17 protein-coding genes are annotated in these 15257 nt (G+C 67.2%); 4 read left to right on the top strand and 13 right to left on the bottom strand.

Features of this window, described 5'->3' with window-relative positions; translation table 11 throughout:
* Position 1: 1 nt before the first annotated feature.
* Positions 2 to 625 (bottom strand): hypothetical protein, encoded by a 624-nt coding sequence (locus tag HNP46_RS25425; protein WP_184594529.1) that lies wholly within the window; start codon positions 623 to 625, stop codon positions 2 to 4.
* A gap of 105 nt (positions 626 to 730) precedes the next feature.
* Between HNP46_RS25425 and HNP46_RS25420 the strand changes: the two genes are divergently transcribed.
* The 3 genes from HNP46_RS25420 (at position 731) to HNP46_RS25410 (ending at position 2992) form a co-directional block, all read left to right on the top strand.
* Positions 731 to 1453 (top strand): RNA pseudouridine synthase, encoded by a 723-nt coding sequence (locus HNP46_RS25420; RefSeq protein WP_184594527.1) that lies wholly within the window; start codon positions 731 to 733, stop codon positions 1451 to 1453.
* Between the two features lie 242 nt (positions 1454 to 1695).
* Positions 1696 to 2508, top strand: coding sequence for a hypothetical protein (locus tag HNP46_RS25415; RefSeq protein ID WP_184594526.1), 813 nt, complete (start codon positions 1696 to 1698; stop codon positions 2506 to 2508).
* A 217-nt stretch (positions 2509 to 2725) separates the two neighbouring features.
* The gene (locus HNP46_RS25410; protein WP_184594524.1) at positions 2726 to 2992 is read left to right on the top strand and encodes a hypothetical protein; all 267 of its coding nucleotides are present in this window, start codon (positions 2726 to 2728) and stop codon (positions 2990 to 2992) included.
* Positions 2993 to 3008: 16 nt separating this feature from the next.
* On the opposite strand, the gene HNP46_RS25405 is transcribed toward HNP46_RS25410, so the two are convergent.
* Together HNP46_RS25405 and HNP46_RS25400 are read right to left on the bottom strand one after the other, a co-directional pair.
* Positions 3009 to 4823 carry a monovalent cation:proton antiporter-2 (CPA2) family protein gene (locus tag HNP46_RS25405; protein ID WP_184594522.1) on the bottom strand — a complete coding sequence of 605 codons (1815 nt, stop codon included), beginning with the start codon at positions 4821 to 4823 and terminating at the stop codon, positions 3009 to 3011.
* A 58-nt stretch (positions 4824 to 4881) separates the two neighbouring features.
* Positions 4882 to 5595: a lipoate--protein ligase family protein gene (locus tag HNP46_RS25400; RefSeq protein WP_184594520.1), complete on the bottom strand. Its 714-nt coding sequence runs from the start codon at positions 5593 to 5595 to the stop codon at positions 4882 to 4884.
* 243 nt (positions 5596 to 5838) lie between these two features.
* Here HNP46_RS25400 and HNP46_RS25395 point away from each other — a divergent pair, with 243 nt between their 5' ends.
* Positions 5839 to 7041 carry a GGDEF domain-containing protein gene (locus tag HNP46_RS25395; protein ID WP_184594518.1) on the top strand — a complete coding sequence of 401 codons (1203 nt, stop codon included), beginning with the start codon at positions 5839 to 5841 and terminating at the stop codon, positions 7039 to 7041.
* A gap of 671 nt (positions 7042 to 7712) precedes the next feature.
* Here the strand turns inward: HNP46_RS25395 and HNP46_RS25390 are convergent.
* The 10 genes from HNP46_RS25390 to ccmA all read right to left on the bottom strand — a co-directional run bounded on the left by HNP46_RS25390 (position 7713) and on the right by ccmA (position 15140).
* Positions 7713 to 8120 (bottom strand): hypothetical protein, encoded by a 408-nt coding sequence (locus HNP46_RS25390; RefSeq protein ID WP_184594516.1) that lies wholly within the window; start codon positions 8118 to 8120, stop codon positions 7713 to 7715.
* 18 nt (positions 8121 to 8138) lie between these two features.
* Positions 8139 to 9350: a c-type cytochrome biogenesis protein CcmI gene (gene ccmI / locus HNP46_RS25385; protein WP_184594514.1), complete on the bottom strand. Its 1212-nt coding sequence runs from the start codon at positions 9348 to 9350 to the stop codon at positions 8139 to 8141.
* Complete coding sequence (locus tag HNP46_RS25380) at positions 9347 to 9829, bottom strand: cytochrome c-type biogenesis protein (RefSeq protein WP_184594512.1); 483 nt, start codon at positions 9827 to 9829, stop codon at positions 9347 to 9349. Before HNP46_RS25380 ends, ccmI begins: the two co-directional genes overlap by 4 nt.
* On the bottom strand, positions 9826 to 10368 hold the full coding sequence (gene dsbE / locus HNP46_RS25375) for a thiol:disulfide interchange protein DsbE (protein WP_017520316.1): 543 nt from the start codon (positions 10366 to 10368) through the stop codon (positions 9826 to 9828). The genes HNP46_RS25380 and dsbE overlap by 4 nt, the downstream gene beginning before the upstream one ends.
* Positions 10369 to 10370: 2 nt before the next feature.
* Positions 10371 to 12344, bottom strand: coding sequence for a heme lyase CcmF/NrfE family subunit (locus HNP46_RS25370; RefSeq protein ID WP_184594511.1), 1974 nt, complete (start codon positions 12342 to 12344; stop codon positions 10371 to 10373).
* Between the two features lies 1 nt (position 12345).
* Positions 12346 to 12831, bottom strand: coding sequence for a cytochrome c maturation protein CcmE (gene ccmE / locus HNP46_RS25365; RefSeq protein WP_045212029.1), 486 nt, complete (start codon positions 12829 to 12831; stop codon positions 12346 to 12348).
* Entirely contained in the window at positions 12828 to 13007 is a 180-nt protein-coding gene (gene ccmD, locus HNP46_RS25360; RefSeq protein ID WP_184594509.1) for a heme exporter protein CcmD, read from the bottom strand. Before ccmD ends, ccmE begins: the two co-directional genes overlap by 4 nt.
* On the bottom strand, positions 13004 to 13750 hold the full coding sequence (locus tag HNP46_RS25355; RefSeq protein ID WP_026079188.1) for a heme ABC transporter permease: 747 nt from the start codon (positions 13748 to 13750) through the stop codon (positions 13004 to 13006). Before HNP46_RS25355 ends, ccmD begins: the two co-directional genes overlap by 4 nt.
* A 65-nt stretch (positions 13751 to 13815) precedes the next feature.
* Positions 13816 to 14487, bottom strand: a complete 672-nt coding sequence (ccmB, locus tag HNP46_RS25350; RefSeq protein ID WP_017520311.1) for a heme exporter protein CcmB — start codon at positions 14485 to 14487, stop codon at positions 13816 to 13818.
* The gene (gene ccmA, locus HNP46_RS25345) at positions 14484 to 15140 is read right to left on the bottom strand and encodes a cytochrome c biogenesis heme-transporting ATPase CcmA (protein WP_184594508.1); all 657 of its coding nucleotides are present in this window, start codon (positions 15138 to 15140) and stop codon (positions 14484 to 14486) included. Before ccmA ends, ccmB begins: the two co-directional genes overlap by 4 nt.
* Positions 15141 to 15257: the final 117 nt, after the last annotated feature.

Raw genomic sequence — 15257 nt, 5'->3', positions numbered from 1 at the left:
CTCACAGCAGCGCCACCATCTCCTTGAGCGTCACCGCCCAGGTCCCCTTCGCGTTGAGGTAGCGATAGCCGAAGCGCGAACCGTTGGCCTGGGTGGTCAGCACCGCGTTCCAGGCCAGCCCGCGCTGCAGGTCGTGCGCCGGGGCGAGGAGGAAGAAGGCGTCGTCGCTCATCCCCACCGCCAGGCACCAGTGGCGGATGTCGCTGCCCTTGCGGCCGTGGAAACCCAGCACCACCGGGATGTCCTCCTCCAGGTGGCGGCGGGTCAGCTCGATCATCCGCGTGCCGTTGTCGCGCTCGACGCGGTACTCCTTGTCGCTGATGACCTTGAGCAGCTCCAGCAGGTCATCGCCGGTGGTGCCGACACGCACCAGCGTCTCGTGCTCGTTGAGCGCCTCCATCAGCCGCCCGTAGCGGGTGCGCGAGTCCACCGGCGTCACCCCCTTGGCCTGGCGCCGGCCCAGCTGGTTGCGGGCGAGCATCGCCATCACCAGGCAATAGGGCCCGCAGGCGCCGTCCATGTCGCCCTGGCGCAGGTGCACCTTGTCGCCACGCCGGTTGATCAGGCCACCGGTGCCATGTTCGTCCAGGTCCCAGCCCAGGCCATCGATCAGGGTGATCCGCATCGCGCTTCCTCGCCGCTTGGTCTGACAGTTGTGACCGATCAGGGCGCGGATCATTCCGCCGGCTTGCGGTTACAATGGCGGCTTTCCCCTGTCTGGTTGCCCGAAATGTCCGAAGCCATCCGCCTGTCCAAGCGCCTCGCCGAACTGCTGCCCTGTTCGCGCCGCGATGCCGAGCTGTACATCGAGGGCGGCTGGGTCACGGTGGACGGCCAGCGCGTGGAGGAACCGCAGTTCAAGGTCGACACCCAGCGCATCGAGCTGCTGCCAGGCGCTTCCGCCGACCCGATCCACCCGGTGACCATCCTGGTCAACAAGCCGGTCGGCCTGGGCAGCGGCAACGGCGCCAACTCCGCCCAGCAACTGCTCACCGCGGACAAGCGCTGGGCCGAGGACAACCTGCAGCAGCGCCTGCTGCGCAAGCACTTCGGCCACCAGCTCAACACCACGGTGCTGGAAACCGACGCCAGCGGCCTGTTGGTCTACACCCAGAGTCGCGGCGTGCAGCGCCGGCTGGTGGATGAGGCGGACAACATCGAGCACGAATACGTGGTGGAAGTCAGCGGGCAGATCGCCGACAACGGCCTGAAGCGCCTGTGCCGCGGCCTGGTCATTGATGGCCGCGAGCTGCCGCCACTGAAAGTCAGCTGGCAGAGCGAGAACCGCCTGCGCTTCGCCGGCAAGCAGTTCCGCCCCGGCCAGATCGCCGCCATGTGCCGCGCCGTCGGCCTGCACGCCGATTCGATCCGCCGCCTGCGCCTGGGTGGCGTGGCCATGGGCAAGCTGCCCGTCGGCCAGTGGCGCTTCCTGCAGCCGGGCGAGAAGTTCTGAGCTCGCCGGAGGCGCCGTGCTGAGTGGCCTGGAGTTGGGTAGACAGAGACGTCTATCTGAATCGATTCAGAATGCACGAAGACGGCGCCCTTACCCCACTGGGCCAATCAGATGAAATCTATCGGAAACCTCGCCTAAAGAGAAAAATCCTTCAGGTACGGAAGAATGTACTGATCAATCCATCAGACTCTCCCTCCTAAGCTTCGCCCATTTTCAGTATCTATACCGGAGATGGGATCATCATGGCCCCGCAGACCAACGACCTTGTCATGCAGACGAGCTCCGCCGGCACACCTTCCGACCAGGGCCCGGCGTCCCGTCAGGTCGCGCCAATCGAAACAACCTACGTCAACCACGGCAGCCATCCCACCCAGTACGGAGTTCCTTCGCCCCTTGCGAGGGCGCCTCTGGCGACCCTGCACCCGACCGATACACTGACCGCCACGGACTCAAACCACAAATCCTGGTTGCCACCGCAGTCGACGGGCGCGCTGCCTGGCCACGGCCTCCCCGGGGCGCCCGCTGTTGTCGAAGGGCTGTTGCCGACGCATCCCCTGACCACGCCGGTGGCTCCGCTCGACGCGAGAGTCGCCGATGGCGATCACCACTTGAACGAAGGGGCTGCACTCCTGCCGCCGGAACTGCACCCGAAAGCGGCGAGCCGTGACACCATCGCCACCACAGACGCCGTCTTCATCGCGGTCGCCAAACCGATTCGTGACGTCCTGCAGGCAGAGCATCCGCATGACGGCCAGCCGATCAGGCATTTCGAGGTCCAACGGATCGAAGAAGCGCCCGCTCTCCCCCCTTACGAAATCAGACCGGACGACTTGCCGTATCCGCTACCGGACAGTGAGGCGGAACAAAAGCCGCTCAGGGTTTCGCTCGACCAGGTCCTCAGCGGCGGAGAGTCGGAGCTGTTCGGCTACTCGGTCGACGCAGAACACGCCGAACGCCGGGCAGAGGCCGCCGACAATAGCCCTTATGCCCACTACCAGCAGCCGGATATCGACATGGAATTGCTGCTGCAGCAGTTGAAGGCACATTCGATCTGATCGGAAAGTGAACCCCGCAGCTCTACGGCGGGCCTTGGCGCAGCTATCGATGACGTCGATAGTGATCAGTCGACGCATTCAGTTCTCTTGATCGAGCCTGCTTGGCATCTTGAACCCATCAAGTCGCAGGCAGGAGATTCGCCGGCCCCACCCACGGGCCGCAGGGGCGAACGAGCTACCGGCGAAGTTCGCGCCCAATCGTCAAGAGGACACCATCATGCAAGTCATTCTCGATTCCCTGCTGCTGGTCGGCTCCCTGGTGGAGCTGCTGCTGTACTTCGCCCTGTCGGTGATCGTGCTGGCCAGCGTGGTACTGCTCAGCGTGATCGCCGTGCTGACCCTGCGCTCGCCGGCTCAGCCGCTGGTGATCGCCGATCCGCGCCCGGCGGCCAGCCGCAAGCCGCGTCCGGCCGTGAAGCACCAGCTGGTGCGGCCGCTGCTGGGCAGCGCGGCCAACGAGGCGGTGCTGGTACGCTCCGCCTGAAGCCGTCGCTCCCTCCTCAGTGATGGCCGATGCCCTGGTCTTCCAGGTGGTCGGCCTCGAACAGCGTCTCCAGTTCCTTGCGCGCCTCGCGGGCGGTCTGGATCACCGCCTTCTCGTCGTCGTAGACGCGGTACTGGGCCATCAGCACCGCTTCGTCGTGGCGCTTGAAGCGGCGGATGCGCGCACCGACCTGCTCCTCGCTCAACCCCAATCCGGTAAGCAACAGGCGGCTCATCTCCAGGCTGGAATGGAAGGTCTCCCGCACCGGCGTCGCGTCGGCGTCCAGCAGGTGGTAGACGTGCTGGCGGTTGCGCGCCCGACCGATGACCTTGATGTGCGGATAGAGCTTGCGCACCAGTCGCGCGGTCTCGATGTTGGTCTGCGGGTCATCGGTGGCGACGACGAAGAACTCGGCCTTCTCCACCTGGGCAGCACGGAGGATCTCCGGACGCAGCGGATCACCGTAGAAGATCGGGATATTGCCGTAGCTGCGGGTCAGCTCGATGGTGTCCACCGATGTGTCCAGCGCAACGAAGGGCACGCCCTGGGCGCGCATGATCCGGGCGACCACCTGGCCCATCCGGCCCATGCCGGCGATCACCACCCGCGGCGCGTCGTCCGGCAGCTGGCGGTATTCGGGCGGCGGCTCGCGCAGCGCCGCCGGCTTGGGCTTGATGCTGCGCGCCAGGGCCAGCACCAGCAGCGGCGTCATCGCCATCGACAGGGTGATACACAGCACCAGCAGCGCATGCAGCTTGCCGTCCATCAGGCCCTGGGCCAGGGCCAGCTTGAACACCACGAAGGCGAATTCGCCGCCAGCGCCCAGCAGCACGCCCAGGCGGATCGCCGACACCTTGTCGAGCCCGCCGGCCAGTCGGCCGACCAGGAACAGCAGCGGCATCTTGATCCCCACCAGCAGCAGGGTCAGGCCCAGCACCACCAGCGGCTCGCTCTTCATCAGCCCGAGGTCCGCACTCATGCCCACGCTGATGAAGAACAGCCCCAGCAGCAGGCCCTTGAAGGGTTCGATCTGCGCTTCCAGTTCATGGCGGTATTCCGAGTCGGCCAGCAGCAGGCCGGCCAGGAAGGCGCCCAGGCCCATGGAGACGCCCGCCTCTTCCATCAGCCAGGCGGTGCCGACCACCACCAGCAGCGCGGTGGCGGTGGACAGGTCGGCCTGGCCGGTGCGCGCCACCGAGCGGAACACCGGGCGCAGCAGGAAGCGCCCACCGATCACCACCACGGCGATACTGCCGATCACTTCCATGACGTGGGCCCAGTCACCGCCGGGCGCTGCGGCATCGGCTCGCGCCCCCAGCAGCGGGATCATGGCGATCAGCGGGATCGCGGCGATGTCCTGGAACAGCAGGATGGCGAAGCCCAGGCGACCGTAGGGCGTGGTCAGCTCCTTGCGCTCGGCGAGAATCTGCAGGCCGAAGGCGGTGGACGACAGCGCCAGGCCGCCGCCCAGCACCACCGCGGTATTCACCGGCAGGCCGAAGGCCAGCACCGCCACGCTGCCGATGGCCAGCGCGGTGATCAGCACCTGCGCCAGGCCGACGCCGAATACCTGCTTGCGCATCACCCACAGGCGCTTGGGTGAAAGCTCCAGGCCGATGATGAACAGCAGCAGCACCACGCCCAGTTCGGAGAGGCTGGCGACGCTGTCGGGGTTGTCGATCAACCCCAGCAGCGAAGGGCCGATGAACACCCCGGCGAGCAGGTAGCCGAGCACCGCGCCCAGCTGCAGGCGCTTGGCGATCGGCACCATGAACACCGCCGCGAGCAGGAAGACCACTGCCGACTGCAGGTAATTCGTCCCATGTTCCATCTATCAAGACTCCTTGGAAGGGTTGGGGCGAAGCGAAATTCCACCCACGTCGTTCATTTCACACATCCAGCACCACGCCCTCGGCCAGCAGGTGGCGCTGGAACTGCCCGGCCAGGGCCTCCACCTGCTCCCAGGGTTGCCCATAGCGCTCGTCCAGCGCCACATGGCTGCTGGCACGCACGCGGGCTTCGAGCCCGCAGTGCTCATAGAAGGCATTCACCGCCGCGACCATCGGCTCGCGCTGGTTCTCCATCAGGATCGCGCCATGGGCCAGCACCACGTAGCGCCCGTCGCTGGGCCGGCGGCGCCAGCGCTGGGCGGTGCCGACCAGCTTGCGACCGCCGAGGTTGACGTTGTAGCGGCCGTCGCAGAAAGCGCCCTCCACTTCCCCCAGGCCCGGATCGAGGCCCAGCGCCGCCAGCCAGTCGCACAGTGGCTGGCACAGGCGCAGGTAGGCGGTCTCGATGCGCGTCTGCTCGTTGTCGCTGGGCGGGATCGCGTAAACCAGCGCCACGTTGAGCACCGCGGCGGACTGCGGCACCGGCTCGCCGCCGGTGTCGCGCAGGGCGATCGGCCAGCCGAGCTCAGCACAGGCCTTCTCGGCGGCGCCGAAGCCTTCCAGGCGGCTCAGGCGGCGCGGCATCACCAGGGACTGTTCCAGCGGGCTCCAGAACAGCAGGCCACTGTCGCGCTGGCCGGCGAAGGTCGCGTCGAGCAGCGCCCGCTCGGCGTCCAGGCCCTGTTCCGCCGCCAAACGTTGCACTCTGGTCATGATGATTTCCTTGAGCGATCCGGGTTGCGGACTATGCCCGCCGAGGGGGAATCCGACAATGTTCCAAGCCGCTTCGTTGCGTGATCCGGACAATTATCGACTTCGCCTGTGACTGTCGTGCAGCGCCGCCGCGTCACGTCCAGGGCAGCCACAGCGGCCTCCAGACAACAACCCACCCCACAGCGAAGCGGCGCTGCGTCTATTCTGCAAGGTGCCCGGCACTTGCCCAGGAGGCCCGAGCCCTTGTCCAGGACGCTGATCCAGAGGCTGCACCACGCCATCGCCGTGAACGACGCGCTGGCCCTGCCGATCGCCCGGGAAAACCTGCGGCGGGTGTACCTGGCCGCCCTGCTCGCCGTGCCCTTCGACCTGATCCACATCCTGGTGTTCTGGCTCAACCTGCAAGGCTCCAGCCCCCAGTACGACGGCTGGCGCCTGGGCATCATCCGCGTCCACGCCAGCGTCGCGGTCCTCTTCACCCTGCTCGGCCTGCTCGCCTGGATCGCCTCGCGGCCGCGGCGCAACCCGCCGCTGCGCTACCTGCAGGCGCTGACCGTGGCCGGCAGCGCCACCGTGCTCGGTTTCGGCGTGGCCATCACCGCCACCGACCAGCAGATCACCAGCAGCATCACGCCCTTCCTCATGGCCTCGGTGGCTACCGCCCTGATCATCCTGCTGCGGCCGCGGCTGGCGATCCTTCTCTATCTCCTCGCCCTGGCCGCCTTCGAGCTGGCCATGAGCCTGGCCCAGGGCAGCCCGCAGCTGCGCCTGTCGAACCAGATGGGTGGCCTGACCATCTGCGGCATCGGCCTGATCCTCTCGCTGATCCTCTGGCACGGCCATGTGCGCAACCTGCGCCAGCGCCAGTTCCTGCGCCAGCAGCGGCAGGAGCTGGAGGAAAAGAACCGGCAGCTGGAGTACCTGGCCGGTCACGACCCGCTCACCGGGCTGTTCAACCGCCGCCAGTTCGACCAGCTGGTGGCCATGGAGCTGGCCCGCGTCACCCGCCAGCCGGCGCCGATCAGCCTGCTGATGGTCGATCTGGACCACTTCAAGTTCATCAATGACCGCTACGGCCACCCCCTGGGCGACGAGGTGATCCGCCATACCGCGACGCTGCTGCGCAACTACACGCGCACCGGCGACAGCGTGGCGCGCCTGGGTGGCGAGGAGTTCCTGCTGTTGCTGCCGGACACCTCGCAGCCCCAGGCCCGGGTCATCGCCGAAAAGGTGCGACGGCTGCTGGAAGAAACCCCGCTGCCGATGAAGGACGGCCTGCTCTACCTCACCGCCAGCTTCGGCATCGCCTGCCTGGAGGCCGGCACGCCGGGTACCTACGAAAACCTCTACGCGGCGGCGGACAAGGCGCTGTACAAGGCCAAGGCCAGCGGCCGCAACCGGGTGGAGGTGATCGAGCTGGGGGCGGAGATGGGCACGTTCGATTGAACGCCTGACTCGCCGGGTGCGTAGGAGCGGACTCTGTCCGCGATGCGATTGCTTGCTTGGAGTTGGGGTGGTCCTGCGCCGCTTCGGTGTGCGCTCAGACTTCCTGTTTCGCCCCCTCGGGCGACCTCCTTTGGCAAACGACCCAAAGGAGGCAAAGGTCTTCGCCCCTGCCATCCGGCTTTTCGCTTCGCGAAAAGTACCCTCGGTTCCTCGGAGTTTCAGGGGGCCGCCGCCAAGGGCCATCCATGGCCAGTCGCGGCTTGCGCGGCATCCATGCCGCTCTCCCCCTGAAACTCCGATCACCTTCGGCCTCCTGAAAGGGGCACTTCGGCGCGTGCGGATGTTTCGCTGGAAGACCTCAAGAGCCAAAGCCGATATCAGAGCAACACGGAGTGACCATTCGTAGGAGCGGACTCTGTCCGCGATGGGCCGGCCGTGCTCGCTGGTTGAGCGGAGCGACGGCGATTCGATCGCGGACGCAGTCCGCTCCTACGTGAAGGGGTACGGCGGAGGACAACCACGAACGGTTGTCCATCTGGGACCTAACAGCGGAACCAGACCATCAATCTGCGTAGGAGCGGGCTCTGTCCGCGATGGGCCGGCCGTGCTCCCTGGTTGAGCGGAGCGACGGCGAATCGATCGCGGACGCAGTCCGCTCCTGCGAGAGCGGGTTACTGCGGGTACTTGCGCGTCAGTCCCGGCGGGACGCCGCTGCTGTCGGTCTCGGTCCAGGGGCCTTGCGGGCCGACGCCCCAGTACCAACCGTTGTCCCAGTGGTAGTAGGTGCGCTGGCGGTAATACAGGTCCTTCTGACCCTGGATCACGTAGACGCCCAGGCTGGCGTCCCAGCGGCCCTTGCCGCCAGGGGGCGGGGCGAACTGGGTCGGGCGCTTGGCGGCCGGTGCGGTGCTGGGCTGCGGGGTGATCGGCGAGGAAGAGGTCTTGGGCGGCGGCGGGATCGGCGTGCCCGGCTGTGAAGGCGGCGGCGTCTGCACCGGTGGTTGTTCCGGCTGCTGTGGATGCACCACGCAACCACCCAGTACCAGCATGGCGCCAAGCGCCAGCAGTCTGCCCTTCATCGCTCCACCCTCTTCTGCTTATTTCCGGTCCGGGCTGTCGATGGTGACGCTCTGTTCGCCCGCGTTGGCAGTAGACAACGCTTCGCTGCGTCCGATCCATTCGCCGGAGATCGCATTGCCGGCACGGGAGATCCGCGCGACCAGCTGCACCTGTGGGTGCTGGGAGAGCTTGAGCTGCGGCATCATCGCGTCGGCGTCGCTGAGCGACACCTCGCTGGGCAGGTCGGCGACGGTCAGGCGCTTCACCGCCAGCGGCATCGGCGGCCCGCTCACGGCACGGGCGAAGATGAACACGCTGTCGTCCGGCTTGACCTGGCCCTTCACGGCGGCGGTCAGGTCGACCTTCACCTTCAGGGTGACGCCGGCGGTAGCGGCAGCGGCCGGTGCCTCCGGCGGGGTCTGGCCCTTCTCGGTCATGCGCTGGCGGGCACGCTCGATGCCACCGGCAATGGCCTCGCGGGACGGATCGTCCTGCGGCAGCACGGCGACCAGACGGCCCCAGTAGTCGATGGCGTCGGCGTATTTCTCGCCCTCGAAGGCGGCGATGCCGAGCAGGCCGAGGGTGGTGACTTCCTGCGGGTCCTTCTTCAGCGCTTCGTCGGCCAGGGCGAGGACCTGCGGAGTCAGCGCCTTGTCGCCGGCGAAGTACAGCGCCTGGGCCCACTGGCCGAGCACCTCCGGCTGGCGGCCGGAGAGCCGTGCGGCCTGCTCGAAGGCCTTGACGGCATCGGCGGCGCGGTTCTGCGTCATGTAGGCACGGCCGAGGAAGTACCAGCCTTCGGCGGAGTCGGGCTGGGCCTTGAGCGAGCGCTCCAGGCGCGAGGTCATCTCTTCCATGGACTTGGGCGCGGTGGCGAACTCGCGGGCCAGTTCGACCTTGTCGCTGGCGCCCCAATGCAGGTAGAGCCCCAGGCCGAGGAACGGCAGGATCACCGCGGCGGCCAGCGGCGCCGCGCGGCCCAGGCGCGAGCGGCGGTCTTCGGCGGCGCCTTCGGTGTCGGAGAGCAGCTCGCGAGCGGCTTCCGCGCGACCGGCTTCGAACTGCGCGGCGTCGAGGGTGCCGGCGTCACGCTGGCCGCTCAGTTCGGCCAGGCGCTCCTGGTACAGGGCGACGTTGAGGGCGGTGCGGTCTTCCTCGGCCTGGGCCTTGCGGCCGCGCAGCAGAGGGACGAGGAGAAATGCCAGGGCCACCAGCAACAGCAGGCCGGCGGCGAGCCAGAAATCGATCATTTGTCTTGGTTATCCAGCAATTGGTCGAGACGCGCCTGCTCCTCGGCGGACAGCGTGGTGGAAGTGGCAGCGGCCGGGCGGCGACGGCGCACGACGATGGCGCCGATGACGATCACGCCCAGGCCCAGCAGCGCGGCGGGGCCGAACCAGAGCAGCCAGGTGCGCTCGCTGACTTCGGGCTTGTAGCGCACGAACTCGCCGTAGCGATCGACCATGTAGTCGACGATCTGCTGGTTGCTCTTGCCGGCGGCCATCTGCGTGTAGATCTGCTTGCGCAGGTCGGCGGCGATCGGCGCGTTGGAGTCGGCGATGTCCTGGTTCTGGCACTTGGGGCAGCGCAGCTCGGTGGTCAGGTCGCGGAAGCGCGCGCGCTCGGCGTCGTTGGCGAACTCGTAGGTGTCGATGGCGGCATGGGCGATGCCGGTCAGGCATAGTCCCAATCCCAAAGAGAATGCGGCGGCGGCAAATAAGCGCTTCATTTGCCCTCCGCTTCGTCGACCAGGCCCTGGTAGATCGGCGCCAGCTGTTCACGCCAGACCTTCTCGTCCACCGCACCGACCAGCTTGTGACGGATGATGCCGTCCTTGTCGATGATGTAGGTCTCCGGCGCGCCGTACACGCCCAGGTCCAGGCCCAGGGTGCCCTGGGCGTCGGCGATGTTCAGCAGGTAGGGGTTGTGCAGCTCCTTGAGCCACTTCTGCGCGGCGGCGCCGTCGTCCTTGTAATTGATGCCGTAGATCACCACGCCCTTGGCGGCCAGATCGGTGAGCACCGGGTGCTCGAAGCGGCAGGTCGGGCACCAGGTGCCCCAGACGTTGACCAGCGCCGGCTTGCCCTTGATATCGGCCTCGGTGTAGGTCTTGCCCGGCTCGGTGACGCTGGGCAGGGAGAACGCCGGGAACGGCTTGCCGATCAGCGCCGAGGGCAGCTCGCTGGGGTCCAGCCAGAGGCCACGGAAGAGGAACACCGCGACGACCAGGAAGATCGCCAGGGGCAACAGCAGGATCGCACGCTTCACACTCAGGCTCCCTGTCCGGCGAGGCCCAGGGCCTCGCGTACACGCGTTTTCACTTTCACCCGGTAGCGCCGGTCGAGCGCTGCCAGCACGCCGCCCAGGGCCATCAGCAGGCCGCCGAGCCAGATGAAGCGCACGAAGGGCTTGATGTGCACGCGCACGGCCCAGGCGCCGTTGTCCAGCGGCTCACCCAGGGCGACGTAGAGGTCGCGGGTCAGGCTGCCGTGGATGCCGGCTTCGGTCATCATCGAGTTCTGCACGCTGTACAGGCGTTTTTCCGGGTGCAGGGTGGCCACTTCCGAACCGTTGCGGGTCACGCGGATGGTGCCCTTGTCGGAGGTGAAGTTCGGCCCTTCGAAGTGATGGGTGCCTTCGAAGCGGAACTGGTAACCGGCCAGCTCCACCGACTCGCCCGGCGCCATGCGCAGGTCGCGCTGGGCGCTGAACTGGCTGGTGAGGACCACGCCGATGGCGCAGATGGCGATACCGAAGTGCGCCAGCTGCATGCCCCAGTAGCTGCGGTTGAGGCCCGCGGCACCGGCGATCACGCCCTTGTGGCGGACCTTGTCGAAGAAGTCGCGCACGCCGGCCAGCACCACCCAGGCGGCGAGCATGAACACCGTCAGCACTTCCCAGTGCAGCTCGCCATACAGGAAGCTGCCCAGGCCGCCCAGCACCACGGTGCCGATCAGCACCGGAGTGAGCATGTTGCGCAGCCAGCGGGTCGGGGTGTCCTTCCAGCGCACCAGCACCCCGACCGCCAGGGCCAGCATGAGGATGGCGATCAGCGGCACGAAAAGCGCGTTGAAGTACGGCGGGCCGACCGACAGCTTGGCGCCGCTGATGGCGTCGAGCACCAGCGGGTACAGGGTGCCCAGCAGGATCATCGAGGCGGTGACCACCAGGATCAGGTTGTTCAGCAGCAGCAGGGTCTCGCGGGACCACAGGGCGAAGCCGACCTGGCTCTTGACCACCGGCGCGCGCAGGGCGAACAGCGTCAGCGAGCCACCGACCACCAGCAGCAGGAAGGCCAGGATGAACACGCCGCGCTCGGGGTCCGAGGCGAAGGCGTGCACCGAGGTCAGCACGCCGGAGCGAACCAGGAAGGTGCCCAGCAGGCTCAGGGAGAAGGCGGCGATGGCCAGCAGCACGGTCCAGCTCTTGAACACGCCGCGCTTCTCGGTCACCGCCAGCGAGTGGATCAGCGCGGTGCCCACCAGCCAGGGCATGAAGGAGGCGTTTTCCACCGGGTCCCAGAACCACCAGCCGCCCCAGCCCAGTTCGTAGTAGGCCCACCAGGAGCCCAGTACGATGCCGATGCCGAGGAAGGTCCAGGCCACCAGGGTCCACGGACGCGACCAGCGTGCCCAGGCGGCGTCCAGGCGACCGCCCAGCAGCGCGGCGATGGCGAAGGCGAAGGCCACCGAGAAGCCCACGTAGCCCATGTAGAGCATCGGCGGGTGGATGATCAGGCCGGGGTCCTGCAGCAGCGGGTTGAGGTCGTTGCCGTCGGCCGGAACCTGCGGCAGCAGGCGGCTGAAGGGGTTGGAGGTAATGATCAGGAACAGCAGGAAACCGGTGCTGATCATGCCCATCACGGCCAGTACGCGGGCCAGCATCACTTCCGGCAGTTGGCGGGAGAACACCGACACGGCGAAGGTCCAGCCGCCGAGGATCAGTGCCCAGAGCAGCAACGAACCTTCGTGGGCGCCCCATACGGCGCTGAACTTGTAGTACCAGGGCAGCGCGCTGTTGGAGTTGCTGGCGACGTAGGCCACCGAGAAATCATCGTGGAGGAAGGCCCAGGTCAGGCAGCCGAAGGAGAATGCCAGGAAGGCGAACTGCCCCCAGGCGGCCGGGCGCGCCAGGCTCATCCATTGGCGATCGCCGCGCCAGGCGCCGATCAGCGGGAAGAACGACATCACCAGCGCCATGCACAGCGCGAGGATCAGCGAAAGGTGGCCGAGTTCGGGAACCATGTCAGTTGCTCCCCTGCTGCGGCGCGGCGTTGCCGCTCTGGCTGGCCTCGTAGTGCTCCAGCTTGCCGCTGTCCTTGAGTGCCTTGGTGACTTCCGGCGGCATGTATTTCTCGTCGTGCTTGGCCAGCACTTCGTCGGCGGTCAGCACGCCGGCTTCGTTGATCTTGCCCAGGGCGACGATGCCCTGCCCTTCGCGGAACAGGTCCGGGAGGATGCCGCGGTACTTCACGGTGACTTCCTTGGCGAAGTCGGTGACCACGAACTCTACGTCCAGCGAGTCAGCCGAGCGTTTGAGTGAGCCCTTCTCCACCATGCCGCCGGCGCGGATGCGCGTGTCGTGCGGGGCTTCGCCGTTGGCGATCTGGGTCGGGGTGTAGAACAGGTTGATGTTTTCCTGCAGGGCCGACAGCGCCAGGCTGACGGCGACGCCCACGCCGGCGACGATGGCGAGGACGATGTACAGACGCTTCTTGCGGACCGGATTCACTTGCTGGCCTCCCGGCGCAGACGGCGCGCCTCTTCTTGCAGGTAACGCCGGCGCGCCACGATCGGCGCGACGACGTTGATCGCCAGGACCACCGCGCAGATGGCGTAGGCGGACCACACGTACGGGCCATGGTGACCCATGGCGAGGAAATCGGAGAAGGACTCGAAACTACTCATAGCGCGCGCTCCACCACGGCCTTGACCCAGCTCGCGCGGGCTTCGCGCTTGAGCACTTCCAGGCGCATGCGCATCATCAGCACCACGGCGAAGAAGCAGTAGAAACCGGCAACCATCATCAGCAGCGGGATCCACATCTCCGGCGGCATCGGCGGCTTCTCGGTGAGGGTGAAGGTGGCCGGCTGGTGCAGGGTGTTCCACCAGTCCACCGAGTACTTGATGATCGGGATGTTCACCACGCCGACGATGGCCAGCACTGCGCAGGCCTTGGCCGCGCTGTCGCGGTTGGTGATGGCCTGGCCCAGGGCGATGATGCCGAAGTAGAGGAACAGCAGGATCAGCATCGAGGTCAGGCGCGCGTCCCAGACCCACCAGGCGCCCCAGGTCGGCTTGCCCCAGATGGCCCCGGTGACCAGTGCGACGAAGGTCATCCAGGCGCCGATGGGCGCGGCGCACTGCACGGCGACGTCGGCGATCTTCATCTTCCAGATCAGCCCCACCGCGCCGGCCACCGCCAGCATCACGTAGCAGGACTGGGCAAGGAACGCCGCCGGCACGTGGATGTAGATGATCCGGAAGCTGTTGCCCTGCTGGTAGTCCGGCGGCGCGAAGGCCAGGCCCCAGACGGTGCCGGCAACCATCAGCAGGATCGCGGCGACCGCGAACCAGGGCATCCAGCGTCCGCTGATCTCGTAGAACCACTTGGGCGAGCCAAGCTTGTGAAACCAAGTCCAGTTCATCATCAGGCTCTGTAATTCAGGGCTCTAGTCTGTCGCCGGTGCCGCTTCCCAGCCCGGCGATCGTTCGTTCACTCGCCGACGCTGATCTTCAGCCCGGCGGCGATGGCAAAGGGCGTCAGCGTCAATGCTAACGCCGTCAGGCTGGCCAGCCACAACAGGTGCCCGGCGGTGGGCAGCCCCTGCAGCGAGGCCTGCAGCGCTCCGCTGCCCAGGATCAGCACCGGAATGTAGAGCGGCAGGATCAGCAGGGCCAGTAGCAGGCCGCCGCGCTTGAGGCCGACGGTGAGCGCCGCGCCCACGGCGCCCAGCAGGCTCAGGATCGGCGTACCCAACAGCAGCGACAGCAGCAGGTCCGGCAGGCAGCGTGCCGGCAGGCCCAGCATCAGGGCGAACAGCGGCGACAGCAGCACCAGGGCCAGCCCTGAAACCAGCCAGTGTGCCAGCACTTTGGCCAGGACCAGTAGTGGCAGGGGGTGCGGCGAAAGGACCCACTGTTCCAAGGAACCATCCTCGAAATCGCTGCGGAACAGGCCGTCCAGCGACAGCAGCACCGCCAGCAGGGCCGCGACCCAGACCAGCCCCGGCGAGAGGTTCTTGAGCATTTCCGATTCGGGGCCGACCGCCAGCGGGAACAGCGCGATAACGATGGCGAAGAACACCAAAGGATTAGCCAGCTCCGCCGGACGGCGGAACAGTAGGCGTGCTTCGCGGGCGAGCAGCAGGGTGAAGACGTTGCTCATCGCGCCGCCACCTCCCGTGCGTGCTGGCCCAGGTCCAGGGCGCGGTAGCCGGCAGGCATACGTTCCAGGCTGTGGTGGGTGGTCAGCACGACTAAACCGCCGCGTTCGCAATGGGCGGCCAGGTGCTCTTCCAGCTGCGCCACGCCCTGCTTGTCCAGGGCGGTGAAGGGTTCGTCGAGGATCCACAGCGGCGGCGCGTCCAGGTACAGGCGCGCCAGGGCCACGCGGCGCTGCTGGCCGGCGGACAGGGTGTGGCAGGGAACATCCTCGAAGCCGCGCAGGCCGACGGCTTCCAGCGCCTGCCAGATGGCGTCGCGGCTGGCCGGCTGGTGCAGGGCGCAGAGCCAGGCGAGATTCTCTTCGGCGCTGAGCAGGCCCTTGATCCCGGCGGCGTGGCCGATCCACAGCAGCAGACGCGCCAATTCGTGGCGCTGCTCGGTGAGCGGCTTGCCGTTGAGCAGCACGTCACCGGCGGTGGGCTGCATCAGGCCGCTGAGCAGGCGCAGCAGGCTGGTCTTGCCACTGCCGTTGGGGCCGACGATCTGTAGCATTTCGCCCGCGCCCAGTCGCAGATCGAGACGCTCGAACAGCATGCGCCAGTCCCGCTCGCAGGCGAGCGCCACGGTTTCGAGGAGGGGATGGGTCAAGGGCATCGGCAACCGTCGGGCAGAAAACAGTCAGGCGTGCAAAAAAGCGGCCATACCATCCGGACCGCCAAGCACGGCCACGGGCGGCGCATTATACACAGCCGTTCCTACGCCAGACGTCAG

The organism is Pseudomonas nitroreducens (genome assembly GCF_014204515.1).
Classification (GTDB): domain Bacteria; phylum Pseudomonadota; class Gammaproteobacteria; order Pseudomonadales; family Pseudomonadaceae; genus Pseudomonas; species Pseudomonas nitritireducens_A.
Note: the sequence above shows the minus strand (reverse complement) of the source record. Positions and strands in the feature narration are given on the sequence as shown.

Coding starts and splice junctions, on each gene's coding strand:
- HNP46_RS25425 (WP_184594529.1), bottom strand. CDS start 625: ATGCGGATCACCCTGATCGATGGCCTGGGCTGGGACCTGGACGAACAT.
- HNP46_RS25420 (WP_184594527.1), top strand. CDS start 731: ATGTCCGAAGCCATCCGCCTGTCCAAGCGCCTCGCCGAACTGCTGCCC.
- HNP46_RS25415 (WP_184594526.1), top strand. CDS start 1,696: ATGGCCCCGCAGACCAACGACCTTGTCATGCAGACGAGCTCCGCCGGC.
- HNP46_RS25410 (WP_184594524.1), top strand. CDS start 2,726: ATGCAAGTCATTCTCGATTCCCTGCTGCTGGTCGGCTCCCTGGTGGAG.
- HNP46_RS25405 (WP_184594522.1), bottom strand. CDS start 4,823: ATGGAACATGGGACGAATTACCTGCAGTCGGCAGTGGTCTTCCTGCTC.
- HNP46_RS25400 (WP_184594520.1), bottom strand. CDS start 5,595: ATGACCAGAGTGCAACGTTTGGCGGCGGAACAGGGCCTGGACGCCGAG.
- HNP46_RS25390 (WP_184594516.1), bottom strand. CDS start 8,120: ATGAAGGGCAGACTGCTGGCGCTTGGCGCCATGCTGGTACTGGGTGGT.
- ccmI (WP_184594514.1), bottom strand. CDS start 9,350: ATGATCGATTTCTGGCTCGCCGCCGGCCTGCTGTTGCTGGTGGCCCTG.
- HNP46_RS25380 (WP_184594512.1), bottom strand. CDS start 9,829: ATGAAGCGCTTATTTGCCGCCGCCGCATTCTCTTTGGGATTGGGACTA.
- HNP46_RS25370 (WP_184594511.1), bottom strand. CDS start 12,344: ATGGTTCCCGAACTCGGCCACCTTTCGCTGATCCTCGCGCTGTGCATG.
- ccmD (WP_184594509.1), bottom strand. CDS start 13,007: ATGAGTAGTTTCGAGTCCTTCTCCGATTTCCTCGCCATGGGTCACCAT.
- HNP46_RS25355 (WP_026079188.1), bottom strand. CDS start 13,750: ATGATGAACTGGACTTGGTTTCACAAGCTTGGCTCGCCCAAGTGGTTC.
- ccmB (WP_017520311.1), bottom strand. CDS start 14,487: ATGAGCAACGTCTTCACCCTGCTGCTCGCCCGCGAAGCACGCCTACTG.
- ccmA (WP_184594508.1), bottom strand. CDS start 15,140: ATGCCCTTGACCCATCCCCTCCTCGAAACCGTGGCGCTCGCCTGCGAG.